Annotated in this window: 23 protein-coding genes; 5 read left to right on the top strand and 18 right to left on the bottom strand. The window is 49.6% G+C overall.

All coding sequences use genetic code 11. From position 1 onward, the window contains the following. Positions 1-11: 11 nt before the first annotated feature. The 5 genes from siiD to ssb1 form a co-directional block, all read right to left on the bottom strand. A complete protein-coding gene (gene siiD, locus ACLD4F_RS15450) occupies positions 12-1,289 on the bottom strand; it encodes an SPI-4 type I secretion system protein SiiD (RefSeq protein WP_023262289.1) in 1,278 nt (425 codons plus the stop codon). After that, positions 1,286-2,605: an SPI-4 type I secretion system protein SiiC gene (gene siiC, locus ACLD4F_RS15445; protein ID WP_079944717.1), complete on the bottom strand. Its 1,320-nt coding sequence runs from the start codon at positions 2,603-2,605 to the stop codon at positions 1,286-1,288. Before siiC ends, siiD begins: the two co-directional genes overlap by 4 nt. After that, complete coding sequence (locus tag ACLD4F_RS15440) at positions 2,595-3,983, bottom strand: MotA/TolQ/ExbB proton channel family protein (protein ID WP_079944716.1); 1,389 nt, start codon at positions 3,981-3,983, stop codon at positions 2,595-2,597. Before ACLD4F_RS15440 ends, siiC begins: the two co-directional genes overlap by 11 nt. Further along, positions 3,980-4,612: an SPI-4 type I secretion system auxiliary protein SiiA gene (siiA, locus tag ACLD4F_RS15435; RefSeq protein ID WP_079944715.1), complete on the bottom strand. Its 633-nt coding sequence runs from the start codon at positions 4,610-4,612 to the stop codon at positions 3,980-3,982. The genes ACLD4F_RS15440 and siiA overlap by 4 nt, the downstream gene beginning before the upstream one ends. Before the next feature lie 1,039 nt (positions 4,613-5,651). After that, the gene (ssb1, locus tag ACLD4F_RS15430; protein ID WP_000168322.1) at positions 5,652-6,182 is read right to left on the bottom strand and encodes a single-stranded DNA-binding protein SSB1; all 531 of its coding nucleotides are present in this window, start codon (positions 6,180-6,182) and stop codon (positions 5,652-5,654) included. A 247-nt stretch (positions 6,183-6,429) separates the two neighbouring features. Between ssb1 and uvrA the strand changes: the two genes are divergently transcribed. The 3 genes from uvrA to ACLD4F_RS15415 all read left to right on the top strand — a co-directional run bounded on the left by uvrA (position 6,430) and on the right by ACLD4F_RS15415 (position 10,167). Then, positions 6,430-9,255 carry an excinuclease ABC subunit UvrA gene (gene uvrA / locus ACLD4F_RS15425; RefSeq protein WP_411010914.1) on the top strand — a complete coding sequence of 942 codons (2,826 nt, stop codon included), beginning with the start codon at positions 6,430-6,432 and terminating at the stop codon, positions 9,253-9,255. A gap of 131 nt (positions 9,256-9,386) precedes the next feature. Next, on the top strand, positions 9,387-9,842 hold the full coding sequence (locus ACLD4F_RS15420; RefSeq protein ID WP_000432214.1) for a hypothetical protein: 456 nt from the start codon (positions 9,387-9,389) through the stop codon (positions 9,840-9,842). Continuing rightward, positions 9,829-10,167, top strand: a complete 339-nt coding sequence (locus ACLD4F_RS15415; RefSeq protein WP_000146597.1) for a hypothetical protein — start codon at positions 9,829-9,831, stop codon at positions 10,165-10,167. The genes ACLD4F_RS15420 and ACLD4F_RS15415 overlap by 14 nt, the downstream gene beginning before the upstream one ends. On the opposite strand, the gene ACLD4F_RS15410 is transcribed toward ACLD4F_RS15415, so the two are convergent. The 6 genes from ACLD4F_RS15410 to dnaB form a co-directional block, all read right to left on the bottom strand. Further along, positions 10,168-10,524, bottom strand: coding sequence for an MmcQ/YjbR family DNA-binding protein (locus tag ACLD4F_RS15410; protein WP_000155665.1), 357 nt, complete (start codon positions 10,522-10,524; stop codon positions 10,168-10,170). Positions 10,525-10,526: 2 nt separating this feature from the next. Then, on the bottom strand, positions 10,527-10,943 hold the full coding sequence (locus tag ACLD4F_RS15405) for a secondary thiamine-phosphate synthase enzyme YjbQ (protein ID WP_079944713.1): 417 nt from the start codon (positions 10,941-10,943) through the stop codon (positions 10,527-10,529). A 128-nt stretch (positions 10,944-11,071) separates the two neighbouring features. Further along, complete coding sequence (gene aphA / locus ACLD4F_RS15400; RefSeq protein ID WP_000724435.1) at positions 11,072-11,785, bottom strand: acid phosphatase AphA; 714 nt, start codon at positions 11,783-11,785, stop codon at positions 11,072-11,074. 186 nt (positions 11,786-11,971) lie between these two features. Then, positions 11,972-13,165, bottom strand: a complete 1,194-nt coding sequence (gene tyrB, locus ACLD4F_RS15395; RefSeq protein WP_000486910.1) for an aromatic amino acid transaminase — start codon at positions 13,163-13,165, stop codon at positions 11,972-11,974. Between the two features lie 185 nt (positions 13,166-13,350). Then, positions 13,351-14,430 (bottom strand): alanine racemase, encoded by a 1,080-nt coding sequence (gene alr / locus ACLD4F_RS15390; protein WP_001147297.1) that lies wholly within the window; start codon positions 14,428-14,430, stop codon positions 13,351-13,353. 31 nt (positions 14,431-14,461) lie between these two features. After that, the gene (dnaB, locus tag ACLD4F_RS15385; RefSeq protein ID WP_000918353.1) at positions 14,462-15,877 is read right to left on the bottom strand and encodes a replicative DNA helicase; all 1,416 of its coding nucleotides are present in this window, start codon (positions 15,875-15,877) and stop codon (positions 14,462-14,464) included. A 64-nt stretch (positions 15,878-15,941) separates the two neighbouring features. Here dnaB and ACLD4F_RS15380 point away from each other — a divergent pair, with 64 nt between their 5' ends. Beyond that, positions 15,942-16,925, top strand: a complete 984-nt coding sequence (locus ACLD4F_RS15380) for a quinone oxidoreductase (RefSeq protein ID WP_000235555.1) — start codon at positions 15,942-15,944, stop codon at positions 16,923-16,925. A 174-nt stretch (positions 16,926-17,099) separates the two neighbouring features. On the opposite strand, the gene pspG is transcribed toward ACLD4F_RS15380, so the two are convergent. The 3 genes from pspG to ACLD4F_RS15365 form a co-directional block, all read right to left on the bottom strand. After that, complete coding sequence (gene pspG / locus ACLD4F_RS15375) at positions 17,100-17,342, bottom strand: envelope stress response protein PspG (protein WP_000891414.1); 243 nt, start codon at positions 17,340-17,342, stop codon at positions 17,100-17,102. Positions 17,343-17,509: 167 nt separating this feature from the next. After that, positions 17,510-18,508, bottom strand: a complete 999-nt coding sequence (gene dusA, locus ACLD4F_RS15370) for a tRNA dihydrouridine(20/20a) synthase DusA (protein WP_001825318.1) — start codon at positions 18,506-18,508, stop codon at positions 17,510-17,512. Positions 18,509-18,595: 87 nt separating this feature from the next. Further along, a complete protein-coding gene (locus tag ACLD4F_RS15365) occupies positions 18,596-19,906 on the bottom strand; it encodes a conjugal transfer protein TraF (protein WP_001039335.1) in 1,311 nt (436 codons plus the stop codon). Positions 19,907-20,152: 246 nt separating this feature from the next. On the opposite strand from ACLD4F_RS15365, the gene zur reads away from it, so the two are divergent. Next, positions 20,153-20,668, top strand: coding sequence for a zinc uptake transcriptional repressor Zur (zur, locus tag ACLD4F_RS15360; RefSeq protein ID WP_000416271.1), 516 nt, complete (start codon positions 20,153-20,155; stop codon positions 20,666-20,668). A gap of 99 nt (positions 20,669-20,767) precedes the next feature. Here the strand turns inward: zur and ACLD4F_RS15355 are convergent, their stop codons facing one another. The 4 genes from ACLD4F_RS15355 to lexA form a co-directional block, all read right to left on the bottom strand. Further along, positions 20,768-20,977 carry a CsbD family protein gene (locus ACLD4F_RS15355; protein WP_001030592.1) on the bottom strand — a complete coding sequence of 70 codons (210 nt, stop codon included), beginning with the start codon at positions 20,975-20,977 and terminating at the stop codon, positions 20,768-20,770. A gap of 21 nt (positions 20,978-20,998) precedes the next feature. Next, complete coding sequence (locus tag ACLD4F_RS15350) at positions 20,999-21,112, bottom strand: hypothetical protein (protein ID WP_001575282.1); 114 nt, start codon at positions 21,110-21,112, stop codon at positions 20,999-21,001. Then, positions 21,109-22,434: an MATE family efflux transporter DinF gene (gene dinF / locus ACLD4F_RS15345; RefSeq protein ID WP_023228822.1), complete on the bottom strand. Its 1,326-nt coding sequence runs from the start codon at positions 22,432-22,434 to the stop codon at positions 21,109-21,111. The genes ACLD4F_RS15350 and dinF overlap by 4 nt, the downstream gene beginning before the upstream one ends. A gap of 178 nt (positions 22,435-22,612) precedes the next feature. Next, positions 22,613-23,221: a transcriptional repressor LexA gene (gene lexA, locus ACLD4F_RS15340; RefSeq protein WP_000646079.1), complete on the bottom strand. Its 609-nt coding sequence runs from the start codon at positions 23,219-23,221 to the stop codon at positions 22,613-22,615. Between the last annotated feature and the right edge of the window lie 34 nt (positions 23,222-23,255).

Genomic DNA, 23,255 nt, shown 5'->3' with positions numbered 1-23,255 from the left:
TATATTCACTCTCAAGGTGTATCTAATCGTTTAGTATTAACTGGTTCTGAAAAGGCTTTGTCCACGCCTTTCATCAAGGGAGACAACAGGTATTCCATAATGCTGTGTTTTCCGGTAATTACACTGGCGTCAACAGTCATACCTGGTTTTAACCACCGTAAATCATCTTCATTAACATCGAATGCAATAATTACTTTATAATAACGCTGAATTGTTCCTCCGGTATTTTCCTCATAAGAATCAGGGCTAATATTATCGATAGTCGCATTATACGATTTTATCTTTGGTTGGATAATTGACTGGACATCCAGCTTAACGGCTTCATCTACATATATTTGGTCACGGTATTTGGGTAATATTTTCACATCGGCCAGCATAGTCCTTACTTTTGGTTTTATTTCAAAAAGTAAGTCCGCCGCCTGGATCACACCACCATGAGTAGTGGCACTTTTATTGATTTTATAAATCACACCGTCAACCGGTGAATAGATATCCTCCTCATTTATCTGCTTCTCTATTACTTTTAATGTAGAGTTAACAACCTCAAGTTCCTGAAGATTTTTAGATATTATTTTAGATAAAGATAGTCGCAATTCATTATTAAGCGCCTCAATATCATTAACAACCAGCTCAATATCATCTTTTTTTAAAGTGATACTACTTTCAATATCATTAATTTCAGACTTAACTTTTATATACGCCTGTTTCTTGTTAAGAAAATTGGTATATGGGCTAATTCCTTTTTTTACCAGTGGGGAAAGAATATTTATTTCTTCGGCAAGCAATGCTAGTTCTTTTTCTTTCGAACTCAGCTTCTCTTGTAATCCGCTAATCTCAGAATCAAGAGAGGTTTTTTTTAACTCTTTAGCTCTTATCTGACTATGCACTAATTCAATATTCGCTTTTACCTCTTTATTGCTTAAAGAACGGGTGCCATCCAGGGTAATCAACCCACTCTCACTTTCTTTATCAAGAATGAAAGATATTTCGTTAACATCTTTATCCAGATACCCTTTTTGAGTTCTATACCTTTGATATTCTTTTTGCAGATCAAGGTTAACGACCTTTGCAAGGAGTTCTCCTTTTTTTACAGTATCACCCTCGGCCACATAAATATCTTGTATCGTTCCTCCTTTAGAAAGAGATATTAACTGAGCATTATCTTTAGTAGTGATAACGCCCTGACCATGAACCACTGAATTAATTTCTATAAAGTAGGTAAGGATAATAATTAAGATCGTCAAAGAAATAATTATCATCATGAGATGATCGCTTTGTCTTCTATTCATTTCATTCCATTTAACTCACTTTCAGTATTTCCTTTTAAATAATCCATTAAATGAAAAATCAATGAGAGCTGCTGTAACTTTAAAATATACAGGCTATATTTGCTGTCGATCATGCTTACATATGCCTGAAATGCTTCATTACGGCTTGAAATTAAATCAAGCAAACTTTTTTGCCCTAACTGAAACTCCTGCTCATATAATTCAGTAAGCTGTAACGCGTTTGTATGTGAACGTTCCGCCACTGAGTAAGTCTCTTTTGCAGCGGCGTATCTTGAAAGTTGTGAATCAATGTTATAACGCGTTTTAATCAAAAAATCGTCAATTTGCAGCTTAGCCTGCGAGTAACTTGCCACCATTTTTCTTTCCTGGGCTGAATTTCTGAACCCATTAAAAATGTTGAAACTGACATTGACACCCGTTTTAAATTCATCTTCATAATCACTTTTTTTGGCACTACCGCTCGGATTATTCTGTACATAGCTGGACACGAGATCTACAGTCGGAAAATAGGATGATTTTGCGGCATTAATATCTTCGGTCGCGGCTTTTCGGGTATTGACAAGCATCTTATAGTCATCGTTGTATTTCATCACCATGTCCATAAGTTTTTCAGGACTTTCGACAAAGATATATTTTTTGAAGAGGTTGAATTTTTCATCGCTTTGAATCTGATCTGGTGATAAATTCAGACCAGTCATATTCTGCATTTTATACATTTCATCATCCAACATCGACTGATACATAATGCTTCTGGTATTTAATGCATCGATAGATACTTGTACTTTACGCATATCAGATTGCATAGCTACACCGGAAGATACCAGCAGCGAAAAAGTTTCCAGCATCTTTTTATAAAACTCTTTCTCCAGATTTACGCCATCAATCATTTCACGATATTTACTGATGTTGTAATAGGTTGTCACAACCTCCTGAGACACTATATTCTTTGTTTTTTCATAGTCAGTTTTACTATTATCTCTTTCATATTCAGATTTCCTGATATTAGCCCCCCTCACTCCAAAATCCGTTATTCGGTATGATAAAGACACCTTATTTTCAACGTTTCTCTCGGTACCTGATGACTCTTTCCTGTTATTATTAAGGCCAGATGTTAGATCCAGGGTAGGATAAAGTGCTGCCCGTGAAAGATCTAAGTCACTGTTTTTCTTTTCAGTCTCATAATATGAAACAGCAACAGAGGGCTGATGCGTTAATGCGGCATTAACTAAATCTCTTAGAGGAATGACCGGAAGCTCGCTGGCGTATGTGCTTTGTGTAATAAAAGCAGTCGTCAGAAAAAACATCTTAATCTTCATTTTTTTCCTCCTTGTTTAACAAACGTTGCTTTACTATTTCCTGATGCATAGATGTTATTTTTTCCATTAATGGCATATAGGTATCACGGTAGCTAACCATTTCAGCACTAATCTCTTTAGTATTGGCAATAATCTTTTTATCAGTAGCCGATAGATCGGATAGCGCTAAATGAACATTGTTCATATCCTCATCCATTTCTTTTCTCAGCCCATCGAGAGTATGAGAAATATCGGCACTGCCAGCGGCAATATCGTTTATGGTCTTACCATGTGAAAGAGATTCCTGATAACATTTATCAACTGATGCCATTATTGAATCATTCTTTTTATCTATAATATTTTGTATTGTACTCATTGCCTCCAGTCGTGCATTATTATCAGCAAGCAGGATATTACCTTCAGATAAACGAGAGGTAACTGTTATTACACCGTCAGATAATTTTTTGAGATTTTCGTTACTGCTTACCAGATAACCATCAATCAGCGTAGAAATTTGTTCCAGTTTTGCTGAGTTATCCAATAGTCGGTTTTGCAAAGTGACAAAGCTATCTGATAGCATCTCTCGTTTCTTTTCTTCATCCTGCGTCCGTAAGTTTTCAACTGTCAGGTAGTTATCAAAAAACGCTTTAAACAACTCTTTAAATTCTACAAGCGTCTCTGATTCAACCCGCAGGCTTCGCTGTTTATTATTGGATCTGTTGCTTATGATTTTTAATTTTTTGATTTCCGTAGAAACAAGGGAATAGGAGCTGCGAACAAAAACACTTTGTGAGGTCAGGAGTATGGCGCAAACAACACCATAGATAGAAGATACAAATGCGGTATTCATCCCTTTCAATGGTTCAGAAAGCGACGCTACCATTGTCACGATCATATTGAGTGTATTACTTGCATTATCACCGCCAACATCTGATGGCGAGCTCAATAAGTTCCCGATTGAACCAATCGTAATAGACAGACCCGCAAACGTCCCCAACAGGCCAACAAGCGTCGACACATTGCTACAGCTCATAATAAATGACAATCGTTGATTACGGGCGGTAGACACATTGTCATCTAATTCCATCAGTAAATTGAAATCACACTGTTTGGGCTCCCCGGCAAACAAAACCTGATTGAGGTTAGAAAGAATGCTATTTTTTCTACTGGCGTCCTGAGCTATTAATATGTCTTTTGCTGAAATATTTTTAAGAATAGTGAATAATGCACACAAAGAACCTGTAATATAAATGGCAATAATGACTCCATTGTAAATTGCAGAAACCATGAAGTTATCAAAAACATACTCTCTTATACCGGGAAAAGATAAAGCGAAAAAAGGGAGTATGGCAAGGAAAAAACAGACAAACAAATAACGGTAATGATTTATATATTTCACTCTGACACCTTTTTATTAATAGTCGTGATAATAGCTTTACTCGTTGTACTTGATGCTGCGGAATTAACACTCATGTCAATAACTACATCAGGATATATTTTCTTGATCTCTTTCATCAAAATAATTCCCCGTTCATATCCCAGTCGTAAAGAGTCAGAGAAAGAGATGTCTGCCTGAGGAATAACCATTTCTATCAATAAATTACTATTGATTTTGTCTTCTAACCAAGCCTTTATTTTATGAGTATCCTCTTCTGAAAAGCTTCTCAGCCTGCCATGATACGTAATAACAAGCTCATTTTTTGTAGATGTTATATCAGTTTTCTGACCATCGGCGATATCGTATACTCCAACCTCCTTACCTGACATTGTAGTAATTCCGTCCGATACATCTTGTGTATTCACTTCCTTATTAACTATTTCATTAGCATTTGAATTGTCATTGGCTCCGTTATTTTGAGCAGTAGATTTAGTCTTATTCTCTATATTTGCTTTATAAACTTTAATTGAGTTGTCATACATAATAATCATATTATTAAGTGCAAACACCAACATAAGAAATATAAAAATGCACAATACCGTAGAGAATGTATCAACAAAACTAGGCCACGGATTACTTTCGTCTTCCATGTTGTCTCCTGATATTACATTGTGAATAAAATGTTTTTGTGGATTAGAAAGGATAAAGGATGCTCAACTTATTCAGAAAGTGAACGCTACCGCCCTTGGCTTCCTGCTACCAATACGCTTTATAGATTTCAGTTTTCCTACATCTCGTAATCAGAAAAATAAAAACAATGACGCCATTTTTATGCGCCCACAACAAAGATGAGTGCTTTAATTAAAAACACTCTTCATTTTTTAATTAGGTAGACATCAATTATTGCACTAACTATATCTTCCCCAATAATAGGTATCGCATAAGCTCTCAGCTCATAAATAAAAAATAGTCATCAGCAAATTAAAACCACTCGCCGATAAATATATTTGTTAGCTAATCATTGAAACTCTAAATCATTTTAAGGACATATTTCTTTTTAATACGCGTTATAACCATACGTATTTAATAAATTTGCCTCCAGAGGATAAAATGAGTTTTCACAATTAAAACATAGGGTCATAGGGACTTCAATATAACTTAAATCATTAAAAATATAATAAGTGGGGAGTAAAAAATCAGAATTGCGTAAAAAAACACATAAATAAAACCATTTTTTATATAAAGCTAGCTATAAGTAACAATTTTATATTCAGCAATTAAAAATAAATCAAGATGCACATATCATATTTGAGCTCATCACAAGCTAAAGCAAACATTTAATTAACTATTGATAATACCGACCATTCTCTAACGTTATTTTATAATATCTTTTTGTTGTCAAAAAATGGCTATAAATTATATATTTTGCAGATGAGATTTCTCTTTCATATTTAAGACAATCCGGGTTATTGCAGTACATTTATGAACTTCGGCTGGATAACGATGTGCCGAGGCGAGTCGGCCAGAGGCGATAAGCGACATTTTTCCGTAAGATATGCGCTTCTCTTTTTTGAAAGGGATACAAAGACAATAATACCAGGTAAGAAAATACCTGGTTTACACCAGGCATTTCAGCAGACGAGAGCTATAGCGAAAATGCAAATAACGCTTTGAGTTTTTTACCAAAAATCAGAACGGAATGTCGTCGTCAAAATCCATTGGCGGTTCGTTAGACGGCGCTGGCGCGGATTGCTGTGGACGCGACTGCGCGCCGCCGCTGAACTGGTTGCCGCCCTGCGGCTGCTGAGGTTGTTGCGGCTGACCCCAACCCCCCTGCTGCTGACCGCCTGCCGGTGCGCCGCCGCCCTGGCGACCACCCAGCATCTGCATTACGCCGCCGATCTGCGGAACGTTAATTTCAGTCGTATAGCGTTCCTGGCCACTCTGATCGGTCCACTTGCGGGTACGCAATTGACCTTCGATATACACCTGAGAACCTTTACGCAGATATTCGCCGGCCACTTCCGCCAGTTTGCCGAACATCACCACCCGGTGCCATTCAGTCTGCTCTTTCATTTCGCCGGTCTGCTTATCGCGCCAGGATTCAGAAGTAGCCAGCGTTAAGTTGGCGACAGCGCCGCCACTTGGCATATAGCGTACTTCCGGGTCCTGGCCCAGATTACCAACGAGAATCACCTTGTTTACGCCTCTGCTGGCCATAATTGAGTCTCCTGAATACGTTTCATAAATAGTGTAAACGCGTGAGTGTACCATTTCCACGTAGCATTTTAATAGCTGCGATGCAGGTTCCAGGTCACTCGCGCGAACCTCATATTGTTGCATACTTTAGCTGAAGATGCATTCCAATACTGTATATTCAAACAGGTTAAATTGTGTCATAATTAGCCGTTTCTGCCGTTTGTCCTTCAAACAAACCAGGCATCCGAGTCTCTACCGGGAAAGGTGAATGGATAAGATCGAAGTTCGGGGCGCCCGCACCCATAATCTCAAAAATATTAACCTCGTCATCCCCCGCGACAAACTGATTGTCGTGACCGGGCTTTCGGGTTCAGGCAAATCCTCACTGGCTTTCGACACTCTGTATGCCGAAGGGCAGCGTCGTTACGTTGAATCGCTCTCCGCTTACGCGCGGCAGTTTTTGTCGCTCATGGAAAAACCGGATGTCGACCATATTGAGGGGCTATCGCCCGCGATCTCAATTGAACAGAAATCGACATCGCACAACCCGCGCTCTACGGTGGGTACTATTACCGAGATCCACGACTACCTGCGCCTGCTGTTTGCCCGCGTGGGCGAGCCGCGTTGTCCGGACCATGACGTGCCGCTGGCGGCGCAAACCGTTAGCCAGATGGTCGATAACGTACTGTCACAGCCGGAAGGCAAACGTCTGATGCTGCTGGCGCCGATTATTAAAGAGCGTAAAGGCGAACACACCAAAACGCTGGAAAATCTGGCAAGCCAGGGTTACATTCGCGCCCGTATTGACGGCGAAGTCTGCGATCTCTCCGATCCGCCGAAGCTGGAGCTGCAAAAGAAACATACCATTGAGGTGGTGATCGATCGCTTCAAAGTTCGTAACGATCTTTCCCAACGCCTGGCGGAGTCGTTCGAAACGGCGCTGGAATTATCCGGCGGCACGGCGGTTGTTGCCGATATGGACGATGAGAAAGCGGAGGAGCTTCTGTTCTCCGCCAATTTTGCCTGTCCGATTTGCGGCTACAGTATGCGCGAGCTGGAACCGCGTCTGTTCTCGTTCAACAACCCGGCAGGCGCCTGCCCGACCTGTGACGGCCTCGGCGTTCAGCAATATTTCGATCCGGACCGCGTGATCCAGAATCCCGACCTGTCGCTGGCAGGCGGCGCGATTCGTGGTTGGGATCGTCGCAATTTTTACTACTTTCAAATGCTCAAGTCGCTGGCGGAACACTATAAGTTCGACGTAGATGCGCCGTGGGCAAGCCTCAGCGCCAACGTACATAAAGTCGTGCTGTACGGTTCCGGCAAAGAGAACATTGAATTTAAATATATGAACGATCGCGGCGATACCTCCGTGCGCCGCCATCCGTTCGAAGGCGTGCTGCATAATATGGAGCGCCGTTATAAAGAGACGGAATCCAGCGCGGTGCGCGAAGAGCTGGCGAAGTTCATCAGTAATCGCCCCTGCACCAGCTGTGAAGGAACGCGACTGAATCGCGAAGCGCGCCATGTATTTGTGGAAAATACGCCGCTGCCTGCTATTTCCGATATGAGCATTGGCCATGCGATGGATTTTTTCACTAATCTCAAGCTTTCCGGGCAACGAGCGAAAATCGCCGAAAAAGTGCTAAAAGAGATCGGCGATCGCCTCAAGTTTCTGGTGAACGTCGGCCTGAACTATCTCACGCTCTCCCGCTCGGCAGAGACGCTTTCCGGCGGCGAAGCCCAGCGTATTCGTCTGGCGAGCCAGATAGGCGCCGGGTTAGTCGGCGTGATGTATGTGCTGGATGAGCCGTCCATCGGTCTGCACCAGCGCGATAACGAACGGCTGCTGGGTACGCTGATTCATCTGCGCAATCTTGGCAATACCGTGATTGTGGTGGAGCACGATGAAGACGCCATCCGCGCCGCCGACCATGTGATTGATATTGGCCCCGGCGCGGGCGTTCACGGCGGCGAGGTGGTGGCTGAAGGCCCGCTGGAAGCCATTATGGCGGTACCGGAATCACTGACCGGCCAGTACATGAGCGGTAAACGCAAAATTGAAGTGCCGAAACAACGCGTGCCGGCAAATCCAGAAAAAGTGCTCAAACTCACCGGCGCGCGCGGCAATAACCTGAAAGATGTGACCCTTACGCTACCGGTAGGGCTGTTTACCTGTATCACCGGCGTCTCGGGTTCCGGTAAATCAACGCTGATTAACGATACGCTGTTCCCCATCGCCCAGCGTCAGTTAAACGGGGCGACTATCGCCGAACCGGCGCCGTATCGGGATATTCAGGGGCTGGAACATTTCGATAAAGTGATCGATATCGACCAGAGCCCGATCGGGCGCACCCCGCGTTCCAACCCGGCGACCTATACGGGCGTCTTTACCCCGGTTCGCGAGCTTTTTGCTGGCGTGCCGGAGTCTCGCGCGCGCGGCTATACGCCAGGGCGATTCAGCTTCAACGTGCGCGGCGGTCGCTGCGAAGCGTGCCAGGGCGATGGCGTCATTAAAGTCGAAATGCACTTTCTGCCGGATATTTACGTGCCGTGCGACCAGTGCAAAGGCAAGCGCTATAACCGGGAAACGCTGGAGATTAAGTACAAAGGCAAGACCATCCACGAAGTGCTGGATATGACCATTGAAGAAGCGCGTGAGTTCTTTGATGCGGTTCCGGCGCTGGCGCGTAAGCTGCAGACGCTGATGGACGTGGGGCTGACCTATATCCGTCTTGGTCAGTCGGCGACGACGCTTTCCGGCGGCGAGGCCCAGCGCGTGAAGCTGGCGCGCGAACTGTCGAAGCGCGGCACCGGGCAGACGCTGTATATTCTCGACGAGCCGACCACCGGCCTGCACTTTGCCGATATTCAGCAGTTGCTTGACGTTCTGCATCAGTTGCGCGATCAGGGCAACACCATCGTGGTGATCGAACACAACCTGGACGTCATTAAAACGGCGGACTGGATTGTCGACCTCGGCCCGGAAGGCGGCAGCGGCGGCGGCGAAATTCTCGTCTCCGGTACGCCGGAAACCGTGGCGGAGTGCGAGGCGTCGCATACCGCCCGCTTCCTTAAACCTATGCTCAAATAACCTTCACGCCGCTTTCCGATTCGCCGGGAAGCGGCATCATTTTTCCTCATCCCACCTCATTGTATCCGTGTTGAGCATTTGTGATTTGCGTGCCGCCTCGCTCTGACATGTGATAGCGCAAACGGTCTGTTATGGAAAACACCATGAAGTTGCCCTACGCAATCACACTACTGCTGTGCCTGTTTTTATCCGCCTGTACGCTGCCTGACCGCTTTAGCGCCGTGGCTTTTCAACAACTGACGCTATTACAAGCGCGCTCAACCCGCTTCCTGCAGGACGCGGCGCGAATACCGTGGCAAAAAGAGACACTGCTCAAGGATGACCGCGATATCCGCCAGACATTTTTTCAGGCTGAGCGGGTCGCCCGTCAAGGTGGGGATAAACACCGACTCGAAAATCTGGCGCTGCTGAAAAATCACTATTTGCGTCTTTATGCGCGGGTTATACAACGTAAGCAACCACTTACTTACATCCAGGCTGAGAGATACCAACAGCAAAATAATCAGGTCTGGAAATTAGCCATACAGGGTGAGTGCCTGCATTGGGGCGCCCGCTGTACTCAGGGAGAAGAAAATGGCGTCTATTAACGAAATACATTACCTGATGACCACCGCCCGGGCCGAACATCCTGTAGCCTCCTCGGCGATTGCCGAGTTTATCCAGGCGTATAAGCAGGCAAGAGAAGACAGCGACGACGGTATACGCGAGTCCGCCGCGTTTATCGCCCGCGCGCTTCAGGAACATGCTCGCGGCTGGCTGGACGACGACGATATGATTATTCTGCTGGAAGGACAGCGGGACCTCGCCAGGCTACGCGCCAATAATGCGCAAATCGCCCTCGGCAGCCGTATCCGGTCTACGGTCATCCGCCTCATTGATATCGCCCTGGCGTTGTTGGTCGGCGCGCTATAATCAGGACTGCGGCAACTGCTTGCGTTTATCTTCCGGCAGCGCATTTACCGCCTGTTGATAAGAGGCATCGACCAGATAATAGAGTTGTGAATCCGGCAGCGATCCGTCCAGATAGACCGTGCTCCAGTGCGCTTTATTAAGGTGCCGACTCGGTCGTACATCGCTGTGCTGCTGACGTAACAACTCTGCCAGTTCCGGGCTGGTTTTGAGAGAGGCTGCCGGGCGTCCTTCAACTTCTTTTACCATCGCGAAAAGTACATCTTCCACTTTAATTTGCGTCGCTTTCCAGTCGCTGTGGACGCTCTGCTCTGCGCCAGGTTTTGCCATGCAGTATTGCAGTAATTCCGAAATGGTCATTATCATTCCCCTTGTAGTGTCGCGATGATTTTACGTGGACCGCCGTGAATACGGTGCTCTCCCAACCAGATACCTTGCCATGTTCCTAACTGTAAACGCCCCTGGCGTACAGGCAGCAGCAACGAGACGCCCAATACTGACGACTTAATATGCGAAGGCATGTCATCCGCGCCTTCGTAATCATGTTCATACGCCGCATTATTGGGAACGGTTTTCAGGAAATGGCGCTCCATATCAGCGCGCACGGTGGGATCGCAGTTTTCGTTTAACGTCAGCGAGGCCGAGGTATGTAGCAACAACAGATGCAGCAAACCCGTTTCGACAGGCGGTAAGCCAGACAATTTATCGATAATTTCATCTGTTATCAGATGAAACCCGCGCGGCTTCTCGCTCAGTGTAATGGTGCGCTGATACCACATAGGCTGCTCCTTCCTAAAAACAAACGTCTCCTGAATAGTGTGCAGCAAGTCTGGAAAAGGTAAAAGCCAGCGGGGCAAGTTTGTGCAAAAATCATGCAAAAAAGGAGAGCCTGACGCTCTCCTGATTTTTAGTACTCCGAGTTGACAATGACTTCCTCGCCAAACGCTCCTGCCTGCGGCAGCGGTTTGTAGGTGGAGTTAGCCGCGCGCAGGATGCGAATACCGCGGATACCACAATCACGGGCCGCGGTAATATCGTTATCCGAATCGCCGTAGAAGATACGCATGTTCTTCTCCTGCAGCCACTGTACTTTCGTATTTTGTTCCGGTTTATCGCCGGCGAAAATCACCGGATTCATATTCGCCGCCGGAATATGGAAGTTATCCGCCAGCGTTTTCGACACGGTTTCCGTTTTCGTCTGACTACGACCAGTGACAAAGTAAATACTGTCGCCACGGCGAACATGCATATCAATGAGCTGTCGGGCCACTTCTTTTGGAATACTGAACTCATCCCAGCCGTTGTTCATTTTTTCCCAAAAGGCCGGATTTTTCAGATAATCGTCGCTGTCCGGGGAATAGGTTTTCTTTCCGCGCCAGAATCCGGGGCTGGAAAATAACACGGTGTCGTCAATATCAAAGCCGACCGCCATCGGCGGGCGTCCGGTGAGGCTGTTTTCAATCTGGGCGACAGAGACCCAATGGACAGGCGCTTGTTCCGCGAGTTTTGCAACATTAGTGCCCGGATTGAGCGTCGAAGGGGAAGATACTAACGCATTCGCGGAATGGTTTAGCGTAAACAACAAACAGACGGCACTCAGCGCCAGGGTTATTTTTTTCATGCTTTTCCCTTAAAATTCAAAATATTATAATTATTAAGATGAGTCTTTGCTCAAAAAACTATCTGACCATAACGCCAGTAACGGTCAAAAGGAAGGATTATCTGCGGTTTTGTTACGAAAAAAGAGGATGATCACAACAGCTATTGTCAGACCGGAGGGCACTGTTATCGCCGTCCGGCCTGAATATTACATGACAGCGGCAAATGCCTTCGCCACGCGGTGTACATTTGAAGCATTAAGCCCGGCGACACACATGCGGCCACTGGCAATCAGGTAAACGCCAAACTCATCGCGCAACCGCTCGACCTGCTCCTCGCTTAACCCGGTATAGCTGAACATACCGCGCTGCTGTAACAAGTAATCAAAGTTGCGGTCAGGCATCTCCGCCTTCAGCTCCTTCACCAGCGTCTGGCGCATCGATATAATGCGGTTACGCATCGCGTCGACTTCCGCCAGCCAGCCCGCTTTTAACGCCTCATCGCCCAGGACCGTAGCGACCACCTGAGCGCCGAAACACGGCGGACTGGAGTAAATTCGGCGCACCGTCGCTTTTAGCTGTCCCAGAACCCGCGCGGCAATTTCAGCATCTTCACACACCACGGACAGGCCGCCGACGCGCTCGCCGTACAGCGAGAAAATCTTCGAAAAAGAATTACTGACTAACGCAGGTAACCCGGCGCTGGCAATGGCGCGAATAGCGTAAGCATCCTCGTCCATGCCTGCGCCAAACCCCTGATAGGCAATATCAAGGAACGGAATCAGATCGCGCGCTTTCACTATTTCAATCACCGCATCCCATTGCGAAGGCGTTAAATCCGCCCCGGTCGGGTTGTGACAACAGGGGTGCAGCAACACGATACTGCGCGCAGGTAACGTATTCAGCGTGGCCAGCAGATCGTTAAAACGGATGCCGTTAGTCGCGTCGTCATACCAGGGGTAAGTACTCACTTCGAATCCTGCCCCGGCAAATATCGCAATATGGTTTTCCCAGGTGGGGTCGCTCACCCATACGCCTGCGTCGGGGAAATAACGCTTAAGGAAATCCGCGCCTACTTTCAGCGCGCCGGAGCCGCCTAATGTCTGGATAGTGGCCACGCGCTGTTGCTGAAGAACCGGGTGATCGGCGCCAAAGAGCAAAGGCGCGATAGTATGGCGATAAGTATTGAGTCCTTCCATCGGCAGGTACAGCGAAGCGCCATGCGGCTGCGCGTTAAGCCGGGCTTCGGCTTCGGCCACCGTTTTAAGCTGTGGGATAATCCCGTCTTCGTTGTAATACAGGCCAATGCTCAGATTCACTTTGTCGTGACGGGAGTCGTCCTTAAAACGCTCCATCAGTGAAAGAATCGGATCGCCGGCATAGGCGTCAACTTTTTGAAACACGCGATGGTTCTCCAGGTTTACAGAGGGCAGGAAATAACACAATAAACCGGAAGGACGAGAAGATCGAGAGGATGTTGTGGTGGATGCGCATATTACCGGATAGCGGCGTGAACGTCTTATCCGGCCTACAGCCAATGCGCGATACAAGCCGGATAAGCGCAAGCGCCACCCGGCCCGCCGCGTATTTAATCAATATACTTCATCGCCACCCTTGAGGTCAGGCGCGTGATAAGTTCGTAAGCACTTACTTTTGTCATTTCAGCGATACGTTCAACCGGCAGACCTTCACCCCATAAGACCACCGGATCGCCCGCGTTATCCTGCGCGTTTGGCCCCAAATCCACGCAAATCATATCCATCGCCACCCGCCCGACAATCGGGACTTCACGGCCATTGACCAGTACTGGCGTACCGGAAGGCGCCGCTCGTGGGTAGCCATCGCCATACCCCATAGCCACCACGCCCAGGCGCGTGTCGCGCTCACTTACCCATGTCCCGCCGTAGCCCACCGGTTCGCCCGCTTTGTGGTCACGCACCGCGATCAAACTGGAGGTTAAGGACATCACCGGCTGAAAACCAAAATCCGGCCCCCAGGGTTTGTGTTCCAGCGGCGATACGCCATACAAAATGATGCCCGGACGCGCCCAGTCAAAGTGAGACTGCGGCCACAGCAGAATACCGCCAGACGCGGCAATAGAGCGCTGACCGGGTTTACCCTGACAGAAGGCATTAAAAATGTCGAGCTGATGTTCGGTAGCGCCGCATTCCGGCTCATCCGCACGGGCAAAATGGCTGACGATATTCACCGGCTGGCGTACATTTTTACAGTGCGTCAGACGCTGGTAGAACGCTTCCGCCTCTTCGGGACGCACGCCGAGACGATGCATACCGGTATCCAGTTTCATCCAGACCGTTACCGGCTCCGCCAGCTCCACCGCCTCCAGGGCGGCAAGCTGCTCCTGATTATGTACGGCGGTATGCAGACATTGCGCGGAAATGGTAGGCAAATCGGCGGCGTCGAAAAAACCCTCCAGCAGCAGGATAGGCTGCGTGATCCCGCCCGCTCGCAGACGTAGAGCCTCTTCAAGACGCGCCACGCCAAAAGCGTCAGCATCAGGGAGCGTTCGCGCGGTCTCCAGAAGACCGTGTCCATAAGCGTTCGCTTTCACCACCGCAACCAGCTTACTGGCAGGCGCCAGTTCACGCAGACGTTGCAGGTTGTGTCGCAGAGCGCGGCGGTTAATGACGACTGTTGCCGCTTGCATTTGAATTCCTTGTTAAAAGAATGACGGAGAGTTACTCATCATCGTATTGCGGTCCCGCATAGTTATCGAAGCGCGACCACTGACCATTGAACGTCAGACGAACCGTACCGATAGGACCGTTACGTTGCTTACCAATAATAATTTCAGCAATGCCTTTTAAGTCGCTGTTCTCGTGATAAACCTCATCACGGTAGATAAACATAATTAAGTCGGCATCCTGTTCAATAGAGCCGGATTCACGCAGGTCGGAGTTCACCGGACGTTTATCCGCGCGTTGTTCCAGGGAGCGGTTAAGCTGCGATAGCGCCACGACCGGCACCTGGAGTTCCTTCGCCAGCGCTTTCAACGAGCGAGAAATTTCGGCGATTTCCAGAGTACGGTTATCAGAAAGCGACGGCACACGCATCAATTGCAGGTAGTCGATCATAATCAGACTTAACCCGCCATGTTCGCGGAAAATACGCCGCGCGCGCGAACGGACTTCTGTCGGCGTAAGACCTGAGGAGTCGTCAATATACATATTGCGTTTTTCCAGCAGAATGCCCATCGTGCCGGAGATTCGCGCCCAGTCTTCATCATCGAGTTGACCGGTACGAATACGTGTCTGATCGACGCGGGACAGCGAGGCCAGCATACGCATCATGATCTGTTCGCCGGGCATCTCCAGGCTGAAGATCAGTACCGGTTTATCCTGCAACATCGCCGCATTTTCGCAGAGGTTCATCGCAAAAGTGGTTTTACCCATGGAGGGACGCGCCGCGACGATAATCAAATCCGAACGCTGTAACCCTGCCGTCTTTTTATTGAGATCCTGATAGCCGGTATCCACGCCTGTAACGCCATCGTGCGGTTGCTGGAACAACTGCTCAATACGCGCCACGGTAGCGTCGAGGATCTGGTCGATGCTTTTCGGACCTTCGTCTTTGTTGGCCCGGTTTTCCGCGATCTGGAAGACGCGCGACTCCGCCAGATCCAGCAGTTCGTCGCTATTGCGCCCCTGTGGATCGTAACCGGCGTCCGCAATTTCATGCGCCACCGCGATCATATCGCGGACCACGGCGCGTTCGCGCACAATGTCCGCATAAGCACTGATGTTCGCCGCGCTTGGCGTATTTTTAGACAGCTCCGCCAGATAGGCGAAGCCGCCGACGCTGTCCAGTTGGCCCTGCCGCTCCAGCGATTCCGCGAGCGTAATCAGGTCGATAGGACTGCCGCTTTCCTGCAAGCGCCCCATCTCTGTAAAGATATGGCGATGCGGGCGGGTATAGAAATCTTCCGCCACCACGCGCTCGGCCACATCGTCCCAGCGCTCGTTATCCAGCATTAAACCGCCCAACACCGACTGTTCCGCTTCAATCGAGTGCGGCGGCACTTTTATCCCGGCAACCTGCGGATCGCGGTCGCGGGCATCAGTCTGTGGTTTGTTGAAGGGTTTATTTCCTGCCATAGTGAATGGAGTTACCGAGATAGTGATTGGGTCGAAAGATTACCACATTTCTTTTGGAGGAAGCATGGCAACGCGTATTGAATTTCACAAGCATGGTGGTCCGGAAGTGCTTCAGACCGTGGAGTTTACGCCAACGGAACCGGCGGAACACGAAATCCAGGTTGAGAACAAAGCCATTGGTATCAACTTCATCGACACCTATATCCGTAGCGGACTCTATCCGCCCCCGTCGTTGCCTGCGGGCCTGGGAACCGAAGCTGCGGGTGTGGTCAGTAAAGTCGGCAACGGCGTGGAGCACATTCGCGTGGGCGATCGCGTCGTCTACGCGCAGTCAACGCTCGGCGCTTACAGTTCCGTCCATAACGTCCCCGCAGATAAAGCCGCGATTTTACCTGACGCCATTTCCTTCGAACAGGCGGCAGCCTCTTTTCTCAAGGGGTTGACCGTTTTTTACCTGTTGCGCAAAACCTATGAAGTGAAACCCGACGAACCCTTCCTGTTTCATGCCGCTGCGGGCGGCGTCGGTCTGATCGCCTGCCAGTGGGCGAAAGCGCTGGGCGCGAAGCTTATCGGTACCGTCGGTAGCGCGCAAAAAGCGCAGCGGGCGCTGGACGCTGGCGCCTGGCAGGTAATTAATTACCGTGAGGAGAGTATTGTCGAACGGGTAAAAGAGATCACCGGCGGCAAAAAAGTCCGCGTGGTCTATGACTCCGTGGGGAAAGATACCTGGGAAGCCTCACTGGACTGCCTGCAACGTCGGGGACTGATGGTCAGTTTCGGCAATGCGTCCGGCCCCGTCACCGGCGTGAATTTAGGTATTCTGAATCAGAAAGGTTCTCTGTATGCCACGCGACCTTCACTACAGGGGTATATTACGACGCGTGAAGAACTGACCGAAGCCAGCAATGAATTGTTCTCATTGATTGCCAGCGGCGTGATTAAAGTCGATGTGGCTGAAAATCAACGCTATGCGTTAAAAGATGCCCGTCGCGCGCATGAGGTGCTGGAAAGCCGGGCCACACAGGGCTCAAGCCTGCTGATTCCGTAATAGCTCTGCAAAGAAATTGGGCTTCCACCCGGGAAGCCCTTTCTTTTTTTGTTCGGCTGTATGTAGGGTACAGCGCGATGAATTCGTTACCTGCGCAATCATGACAGATTTAATAATCGATTCCTATTTGCCTGTGAGGGCAAAGTTCCAGGTTGTGACGAACCGCTCAATACCTTAGTAAAACCGACGGTTATTGCGCTGATACTGTGGGATTTTTGGCGTTTTTACTGCTTTGATCACCCACACCACAGCCACCGCCAGCAGTAGCCACGGTAACAGTTTGATCATCAGGGCGAACATTCCGCCCAGGAACATGACGGCAGTCGCTACAACCAGCGCGGCCAGAATGCCCAGCAAGGAGACGCCCGTCACCATTAACATCAGAAAAAAGCCAAGCACAAAAAGCAGTTCCAGCATAGTCGTTCCCCATAAAGATGGCATTGCCCGGCGGCACGACGCTTACCGGGTCTGGTCAGGTAAGCTATTACAAAAATCATGCCAATATTTATGTTTTTGATATATAAAGAAAACGCCCTGCAAGACTGCACAGAGCGTGGTGAGATTGACTAATTTTTGGCGAACTTTTAACGCTTGTCTGCCACCAGTTTTAGCGCCTGCTCCAGTACAGCAACATCCGCGCCAGCTTTATGGGCGTTTTCGCTCAGATAGCGACGCCACTGTCGCGCGCCGGGGATGCCCTGGAACAACCCCAGCATATGGCGAGTGATATGCCCCAGATACGCTCCCTGGCTCAATTCACGCTCAATATAGGGATACATCGCGCGAACCACCGCAACCGGGTCGGCATCGGTGGTATCGGCGCCAAAGATCTCCCGATCCACCGCGGCCAGTATACCCGGATTCTGATAAGCTTCGCGGCCAACCATGACGCCATCCATATGGCGCAGGTGCTCCTTCGCCTCTTCCAGAGATTTGATGCCGCCGTTAATGGACATGGTCAGGTGCGGAAAATCCCGCTTTAGCTGATAGACGCGCGGGTAATCCAGCGGCGGGATCTCACGATTTTCTTTCGGGCTTAAGCCAGAAAGCCAAGCTTTGCGCGCATGGATAATAAACATCTCGCATTCGCCCTGACCGGAAACCGTATTAATGAAATCACACAGAAACGCATAACTGTCCTGATCGTCAATACCAATGCGGGTTTTTACCGTCACCGGAATCGAGACGACATCACGCATGGCTTTAACACAATCGGCGACCAGTTGCGCATTGCCCATCAAACAGGCGCCAAACATACCGTTTTGCACGCGATCGGAGGGGCACCCTACGTTGAGGTTAATTTCATCGTAGCCACGCGCTTCCGCCAGCTTTGCACAATGCGCAAGCTGAGCTGGATCGCTTCCACCAAGCTGTAGAGCGACCGGATGCTCTTCTTCGCTATAAGCCAGATAGTCACCCTTACCGTGAATAATCGCGCCCGTGGTCACCATTTCGGTGTAGAGCAGCGTCTGGCGAGACAGCAAACGCAGGAAATAGCGGCAATGTCTGTCCGTCCAGTCGAGCATAGGCGCGATGGAGAAGCGATAAGCAGGAAAAGCGGAGGACTGGGTTTCAGGCTGCATGGCGAATAAATAAGCATCCGGTTAAAAAAGGGGCGTTACTATAGCATAACGCTAAACCGGAGGCGTAGCGCCTCCGGTGAAAGCACCTCAGAATGTCATTGTAAGCTGCGCGCCTGCCCCCCAGGTTTCATCTTCGCCGTACAGTCCCATTAAGTCGAGATGCACACGGTTAAAGGGCGCAAAGCCAAGACCGCCGGTAACCACATTGCTATCGTTATTTTTCACATCCGCACGATACCCTGCGCGCACCGCCAGCCATGACAACGGTCGAACTTCAGCGCCGACACCCACGTACTGTGAATTGTCTTCGCTCTTAAAGCCTTTCGTTTCCGTCAGATCGCCATCGGCGCTTACGGTCAGCAAATCGTTATGCCATGCGATGCCCGCGGTAACCAGGGGGCGGATTTGGTATGTATCTTTGTAGTTGGTGGTTTCTCCCGTCATACCATTAGTGATGTAAATATCTTTCGTATCGATATCGCGAGATACCAGATTTTGCCCGCTCAGCCCCAGCGTCCAGTTTTCACCGATATCGGCAGCAAGCCCCGCATCAATGTTAAAACCCGTATCGTCATTGCGATAGCGGCTGCTATTCCAGTCGCTACTGTCGTAGTTATAAATTGAGGTGGTGTAGTTATAGAGCCAGGTTTTTTGCAGTTTTGGCGTAACGCCAATGGAAACAGGCACCTCGCCCACCACAAACTGCTTCGCCAGCGCAATACCGTAGTCAGACACAATCGCTACCCGCCCCGACGCGGTAGAGTTTAAATGCTTTGTAATTTCGTCAGACCCCAGTAAAGCAGCGCGTCCTGCTTCACGAAGCGCGACACGTTCATCATGCTGAATATCGCGCAGATACTGAATATCGTTCTGATCAATGGACGAACTCACGCGCCCATGCGCATAACCTTTGGCGATAAATGCCACGGAAAGCGTTTGCCCTGGAATACTTACCGCCAACCCGGCGCCGGCATTGGCGCGGGCGGTTTTTCCGTTGAGATATTCCAGCTCATCGGCCAGGTCGCGCGCGGCGCCCTGAAATTGATTCAGCACGCCTCGCGGATTGAGCAGAATTTGCCCCAGCGTAAGGTTATCGACGACCTCATCGTAGTAATCCACTTTATCGCTGATATCGTCAATTTCATCCTGGAGATTGTCTTTATCCGTAATCTGGACGCCGACCGCAGGAAGGACAACAGTGATATTGTCTTCCGGTTTGGCTTTTGCCAGTAACGCCGGATTTAATAGTACTCCGCTGCCATAATTCGCGGACGCGACGCCCGTCCCGCCCATTGCGTCATTACGCGCTTCCGTCCAGGTATTGGCGGCGCTCGCCTGCTTTGCCATAAAAAGCGAGACCGCGATAGCAATCAGTGAAAGTTTGACGTTTTTGTTCACAGTTAGCCCATCTTATTATCAGGTGAAGTAATCCCTCCGCCACGCTTTACCGGACAGAGGCGAACCATTGCTGTGAAATAGTGATGTTAAATCCTGTTGTTATAATATCGACCCTCATTATGTATAGATGAGAATACTGGCGCGGAAAAGCTTAGCAGGCGATATATTGTCGCGGGGTAATTTCAGAGTTTTAAGCAGCTCGTGGTAAAGTAGCGGATTAGACTTTCATGCCATTCGAGGTGCTACATGGAAAAGACCACAACGCAAGAGTTACTGGCGCAAGCTGAAAAACTCTGCGCGCAGCGCAACGTGCGCCTGACGCCTCAGCGCCTCGAAGTGCTGCGCCTGATGAGCCTGCAACAGGGTGCCATCAGCGCATACGATTTGCTCGATTTGCTGCGCGAAACGGAACCACAGGCCAAACCGCCCACCATCTACCGCGCGCTGGATTTTTTGCTCGAACAGGGTTTTGTCCATAAAGTGGAATCCACCAATAGTTACGTGGTTTGCCACCTGTTCGACCAGCCAACACACAGCTCGGCCATGTTTATCTGCGATCGTTGCGGCGTGGTGAAGGAAGAGTGTGCCGAGGGCGTGGAAGACATCATGCATACGCTGGCGGCTAAAATGGGCTTTGCGCTACGACATAACGTTATTGAGGCGCACGGTCTGTGCCCTGCGTGCGTAGAAGTAGAAGCGTGTCGCCATCCGGGCGACTGTGGTCACGATCACTCGGTGCTGGTGAAGAAAAAACCGCGTTAGCCTGAACGGAAAAACGGGCGGCAGTAGAGAGGGGCACGCCCGCATTCATAAGCAAACAGTGGGAAGCACATCCATGTACTCCTGGTAGGAGAAAACATATTACCAGCGATAGTTGTTACGGGTTTCCCAGTCAACAACCTCTTTTTCCGCCTGATCTTTCTGGTAACCGTAACGCTCCTGGATTTTACCTACCAGTTGGTCGCGTTTACCTTCGATAACGGTCATATCGTCATCGGTCAGTTTGCCCCATTGTTCTTTCATTTTACCTTTAAACTGTTTCCAGTTACCGCCGGCTTCGTCTTTATTCATCATCTTGTCCTCATCATTCGGTTAGGAATAGCAGGTGTTATTCGCCCAAATGCACTGCAATTTCTGCTGGACGTGATAATAATTGTAGGCAGGAATTCGGCCTTCGGTTTTATATTCAGAATTTTTAACCGTCACGATCTGGCAAACCATGTACCCTCGCGCCAGTGACGACGCCAGATAAGGCTCAACGACAGACCGCGAAGCGCCAGGAACACGGTTAATGCCAGCCATAAACCATGATTTCCTAATACCGGCAGGGCGAAGAGCGTCAGCGCAAATCCTCCCGCGGCGACTGCCATGCTATTGCGCATTTCGGCGGCGCGCGTCGCGCCAATAAACATACCGTCGAGCAGATAGCACCATACGCCCACCAGCGGTAATACCACCTGCCAGATAAGATACCGATCCGCCAGTAGCTGTATTTGCGGCAATGAGGTCAGTAACGCGACAATATGTTCGCCTGCCAGGGCATAGACTGTAGAAAACAACAAGGCCACAATTCCTGACTGACGACACGCCGCTCGCCAGACGTCCAGTAGCTTGCTACCGTCACGCGCGCCGTAAGCCTGACCGGAGTGCGCCTCCACCGCATAAGCAAAACCGTCCAGCGCATAGGCCGTAAAGGTGAGTAAGGTCATCAGGACTGCATTTACCGCGATAATATCGCTGCCCAGCCGCGCGCCTGACACCGTGATTGCGCCAAAACAAAGCTGAAGGAGCAATGAGCGCAGCATAATATCGCGATTGAGCGCCAAAAGGCGGCGCACGTTGCCGCGCCAGGCCTGTTTTAGCATATCCAGCGACACACCGCGGAGATGGAGAACTTTACGTACCATCATGAGGCCGATCAGTAACGTGGCATATTCTGCGATGACCGTCGCCAGGGCGGCGCCCTGCACGTTCATATGAAGTCCCATCACCAGCCACAGGTCGAGCGCGATGTTGAGGATATTGCCCACGACCAACAAGATAACCGGCGCCCGCGCATACTGAACGCCTAACAGCCAACCGAGCAGCACCAGATTCGCCAGTGACGCGGGAGCGCTTAGCCAACGAATTTCAAGGAAGCGTCTCGCCTGCACCAGGACAGCGTCGTTCCCGCCGACAATATGTAAAGCCAGCTCGATAAGCGGCGTGCGAAATAGCACAATCATCACGCCAGCGCCCAGCGCCAGTAATAACGGTTGAATGAGCGCCCGGGCTAACGCCTGCGGATTTTTGGCGCCAAATGCCTGCGCCGTTAGGCCGGTGGTGCTCATACGTAGAAATAGCAGCAGCATGAAAAGAAAGCTGGTGACAGTCGCGCCCACCGCCACACCGCCCAGGAAAACCGGGCTGTCCAGATGACCAATCACCGCCGTATCGACCAGCCCCAGTAAGGGGACGGTGATGTTAGAAAAAATCATCGGCAGCGCGAGACGCCAGAGAGCTTTATCAGAGGAGGTAAAAAGCGGCATGGAGAAAAGCCTGACAAGGAGTTAAAGGAAACGAGCGCATTGCCGGATGGCGACGTAACGCCTTATCCGGCCTACAAATTAATCATCTCAGGAACTGCATTCCCGTAGGCCTGATAAGCGCAGCGCCATCAGGCTGCACGATTGCCGGATGACGGCTTACAAGGAGATTAAAAAGAGACTACAACCATTCCCCGTTGCGAATGACGCCTACCGCCAGCCCTTCAATCGTAAAGCTTTGTTCGCGCAGATCCACCACTATCGGTGTAAACTCGCTGTTTTCCGGCAGCAGCTCCACTTTATTGCCCTGCTTTTTCAGGCGTTTTACTGTCACTTCATCATCAATGCGAGCGACAACCACCTGGCCATTACGGACGTCCTGCGTTTTATGTACCGCCAGCAAATCCCCATCCATAATACCGATGTCTTTCATCGACATACCGCTCACGCGCAGCAGGAAATCGGCGCTGGGTTTGAACAGCGAAGGATCGACCTGGTAATGGCCTTCAATATGCTGCTGCGCCAGAAGCGGTTCACCCGCCGCGACACGCCCGACAAGCGGTAATCCGTCCTCTTCTTCCTGTAACAGACGGATACCTCGCGATGCGCCGGAAACGATTTCAAGCACCCCTTTGCGCGCCAGCGCTTTAAGGTGTTCTTCCGCCGCGTTTGGGGAACGGAACCCCAAACGCTGCGCGATTTCCGCACGCGTCGGTGGCATACCTGTCTGGCTGATGTGATCCCGGATGAGATCAAACACCTCTTGTTGCCTGGCCGTTAACGCTTTCATTCCGCCCCCTGGGTGTATATACAGTCATGCTGTG

Origin of the sequence: Salmonella sp. 741265050_HSA, from assembly GCF_046569445.1 — a bacterium.
Taxonomy (GTDB): Bacteria; Pseudomonadota; Gammaproteobacteria; order Enterobacterales; family Enterobacteriaceae; genus Salmonella; species Salmonella enterica.
This window is presented reverse-complemented; position numbering and strand designations above follow the sequence as displayed.

Excerpts from the sequence above, each read along its gene's own strand:
- dinF (WP_023228822.1), bottom strand. The coding sequence starts at position 22,434 with ATGCCGCTTTTTACCTCCTCTGATAAAGCTCTCTGGCGTCTCGCGCTG.
- ACLD4F_RS15405 (WP_079944713.1), bottom strand. The coding sequence starts at position 10,943 with ATGTGGTATCAGCGCACCATTACACTGAGCGAGAAGCCGCGCGGGTTT.
- ACLD4F_RS15355 (WP_001030592.1), bottom strand. The coding sequence starts at position 20,977 with ATGAATAAAGACGAAGCCGGCGGTAACTGGAAACAGTTTAAAGGTAAA.
- zur (WP_000416271.1), top strand. The coding sequence starts at position 20,153 with ATGGAAAAGACCACAACGCAAGAGTTACTGGCGCAAGCTGAAAAACTC.
- alr (WP_001147297.1), bottom strand. The coding sequence starts at position 14,430 with ATGCAAGCGGCAACAGTCGTCATTAACCGCCGCGCTCTGCGACACAAC.
- aphA (WP_000724435.1), bottom strand. The coding sequence starts at position 11,785 with ATGAAAAAAATAACCCTGGCGCTGAGTGCCGTCTGTTTGTTGTTTACG.
- ACLD4F_RS15415 (WP_000146597.1), top strand. The coding sequence starts at position 9,829 with ATGGCGTCTATTAACGAAATACATTACCTGATGACCACCGCCCGGGCC.
- ACLD4F_RS15380 (WP_000235555.1), top strand. The coding sequence starts at position 15,942 with ATGGCAACGCGTATTGAATTTCACAAGCATGGTGGTCCGGAAGTGCTT.
- dusA (WP_001825318.1), bottom strand. The coding sequence starts at position 18,508 with ATGCAGCCTGAAACCCAGTCCTCCGCTTTTCCTGCTTATCGCTTCTCC.
- uvrA (WP_411010914.1), top strand. The coding sequence starts at position 6,430 with ATGGATAAGATCGAAGTTCGGGGCGCCCGCACCCATAATCTCAAAAAT.
- siiA (WP_079944715.1), bottom strand. The coding sequence starts at position 4,612 with ATGGAAGACGAAAGTAATCCGTGGCCTAGTTTTGTTGATACATTCTCT.
- ACLD4F_RS15420 (WP_000432214.1), top strand. The coding sequence starts at position 9,387 with ATGGAAAACACCATGAAGTTGCCCTACGCAATCACACTACTGCTGTGC.
- ssb1 (WP_000168322.1), bottom strand. The coding sequence starts at position 6,182 with ATGGCCAGCAGAGGCGTAAACAAGGTGATTCTCGTTGGTAATCTGGGC.
- lexA (WP_000646079.1), bottom strand. The coding sequence starts at position 23,221 with ATGAAAGCGTTAACGGCCAGGCAACAAGAGGTGTTTGATCTCATCCGG.
- ACLD4F_RS15410 (WP_000155665.1), bottom strand. The coding sequence starts at position 10,524 with ATGACCATTTCGGAATTACTGCAATACTGCATGGCAAAACCTGGCGCA.
- siiD (WP_023262289.1), bottom strand. The coding sequence starts at position 1,289 with ATGAATAGAAGACAAAGCGATCATCTCATGATGATAATTATTTCTTTG.
- pspG (WP_000891414.1), bottom strand. The coding sequence starts at position 17,342 with ATGCTGGAACTGCTTTTTGTGCTTGGCTTTTTTCTGATGTTAATGGTG.
- dnaB (WP_000918353.1), bottom strand. The coding sequence starts at position 15,877 with ATGGCAGGAAATAAACCCTTCAACAAACCACAGACTGATGCCCGCGAC.
- siiC (WP_079944717.1), bottom strand. The coding sequence starts at position 2,605 with ATGAAGATTAAGATGTTTTTTCTGACGACTGCTTTTATTACACAAAGC.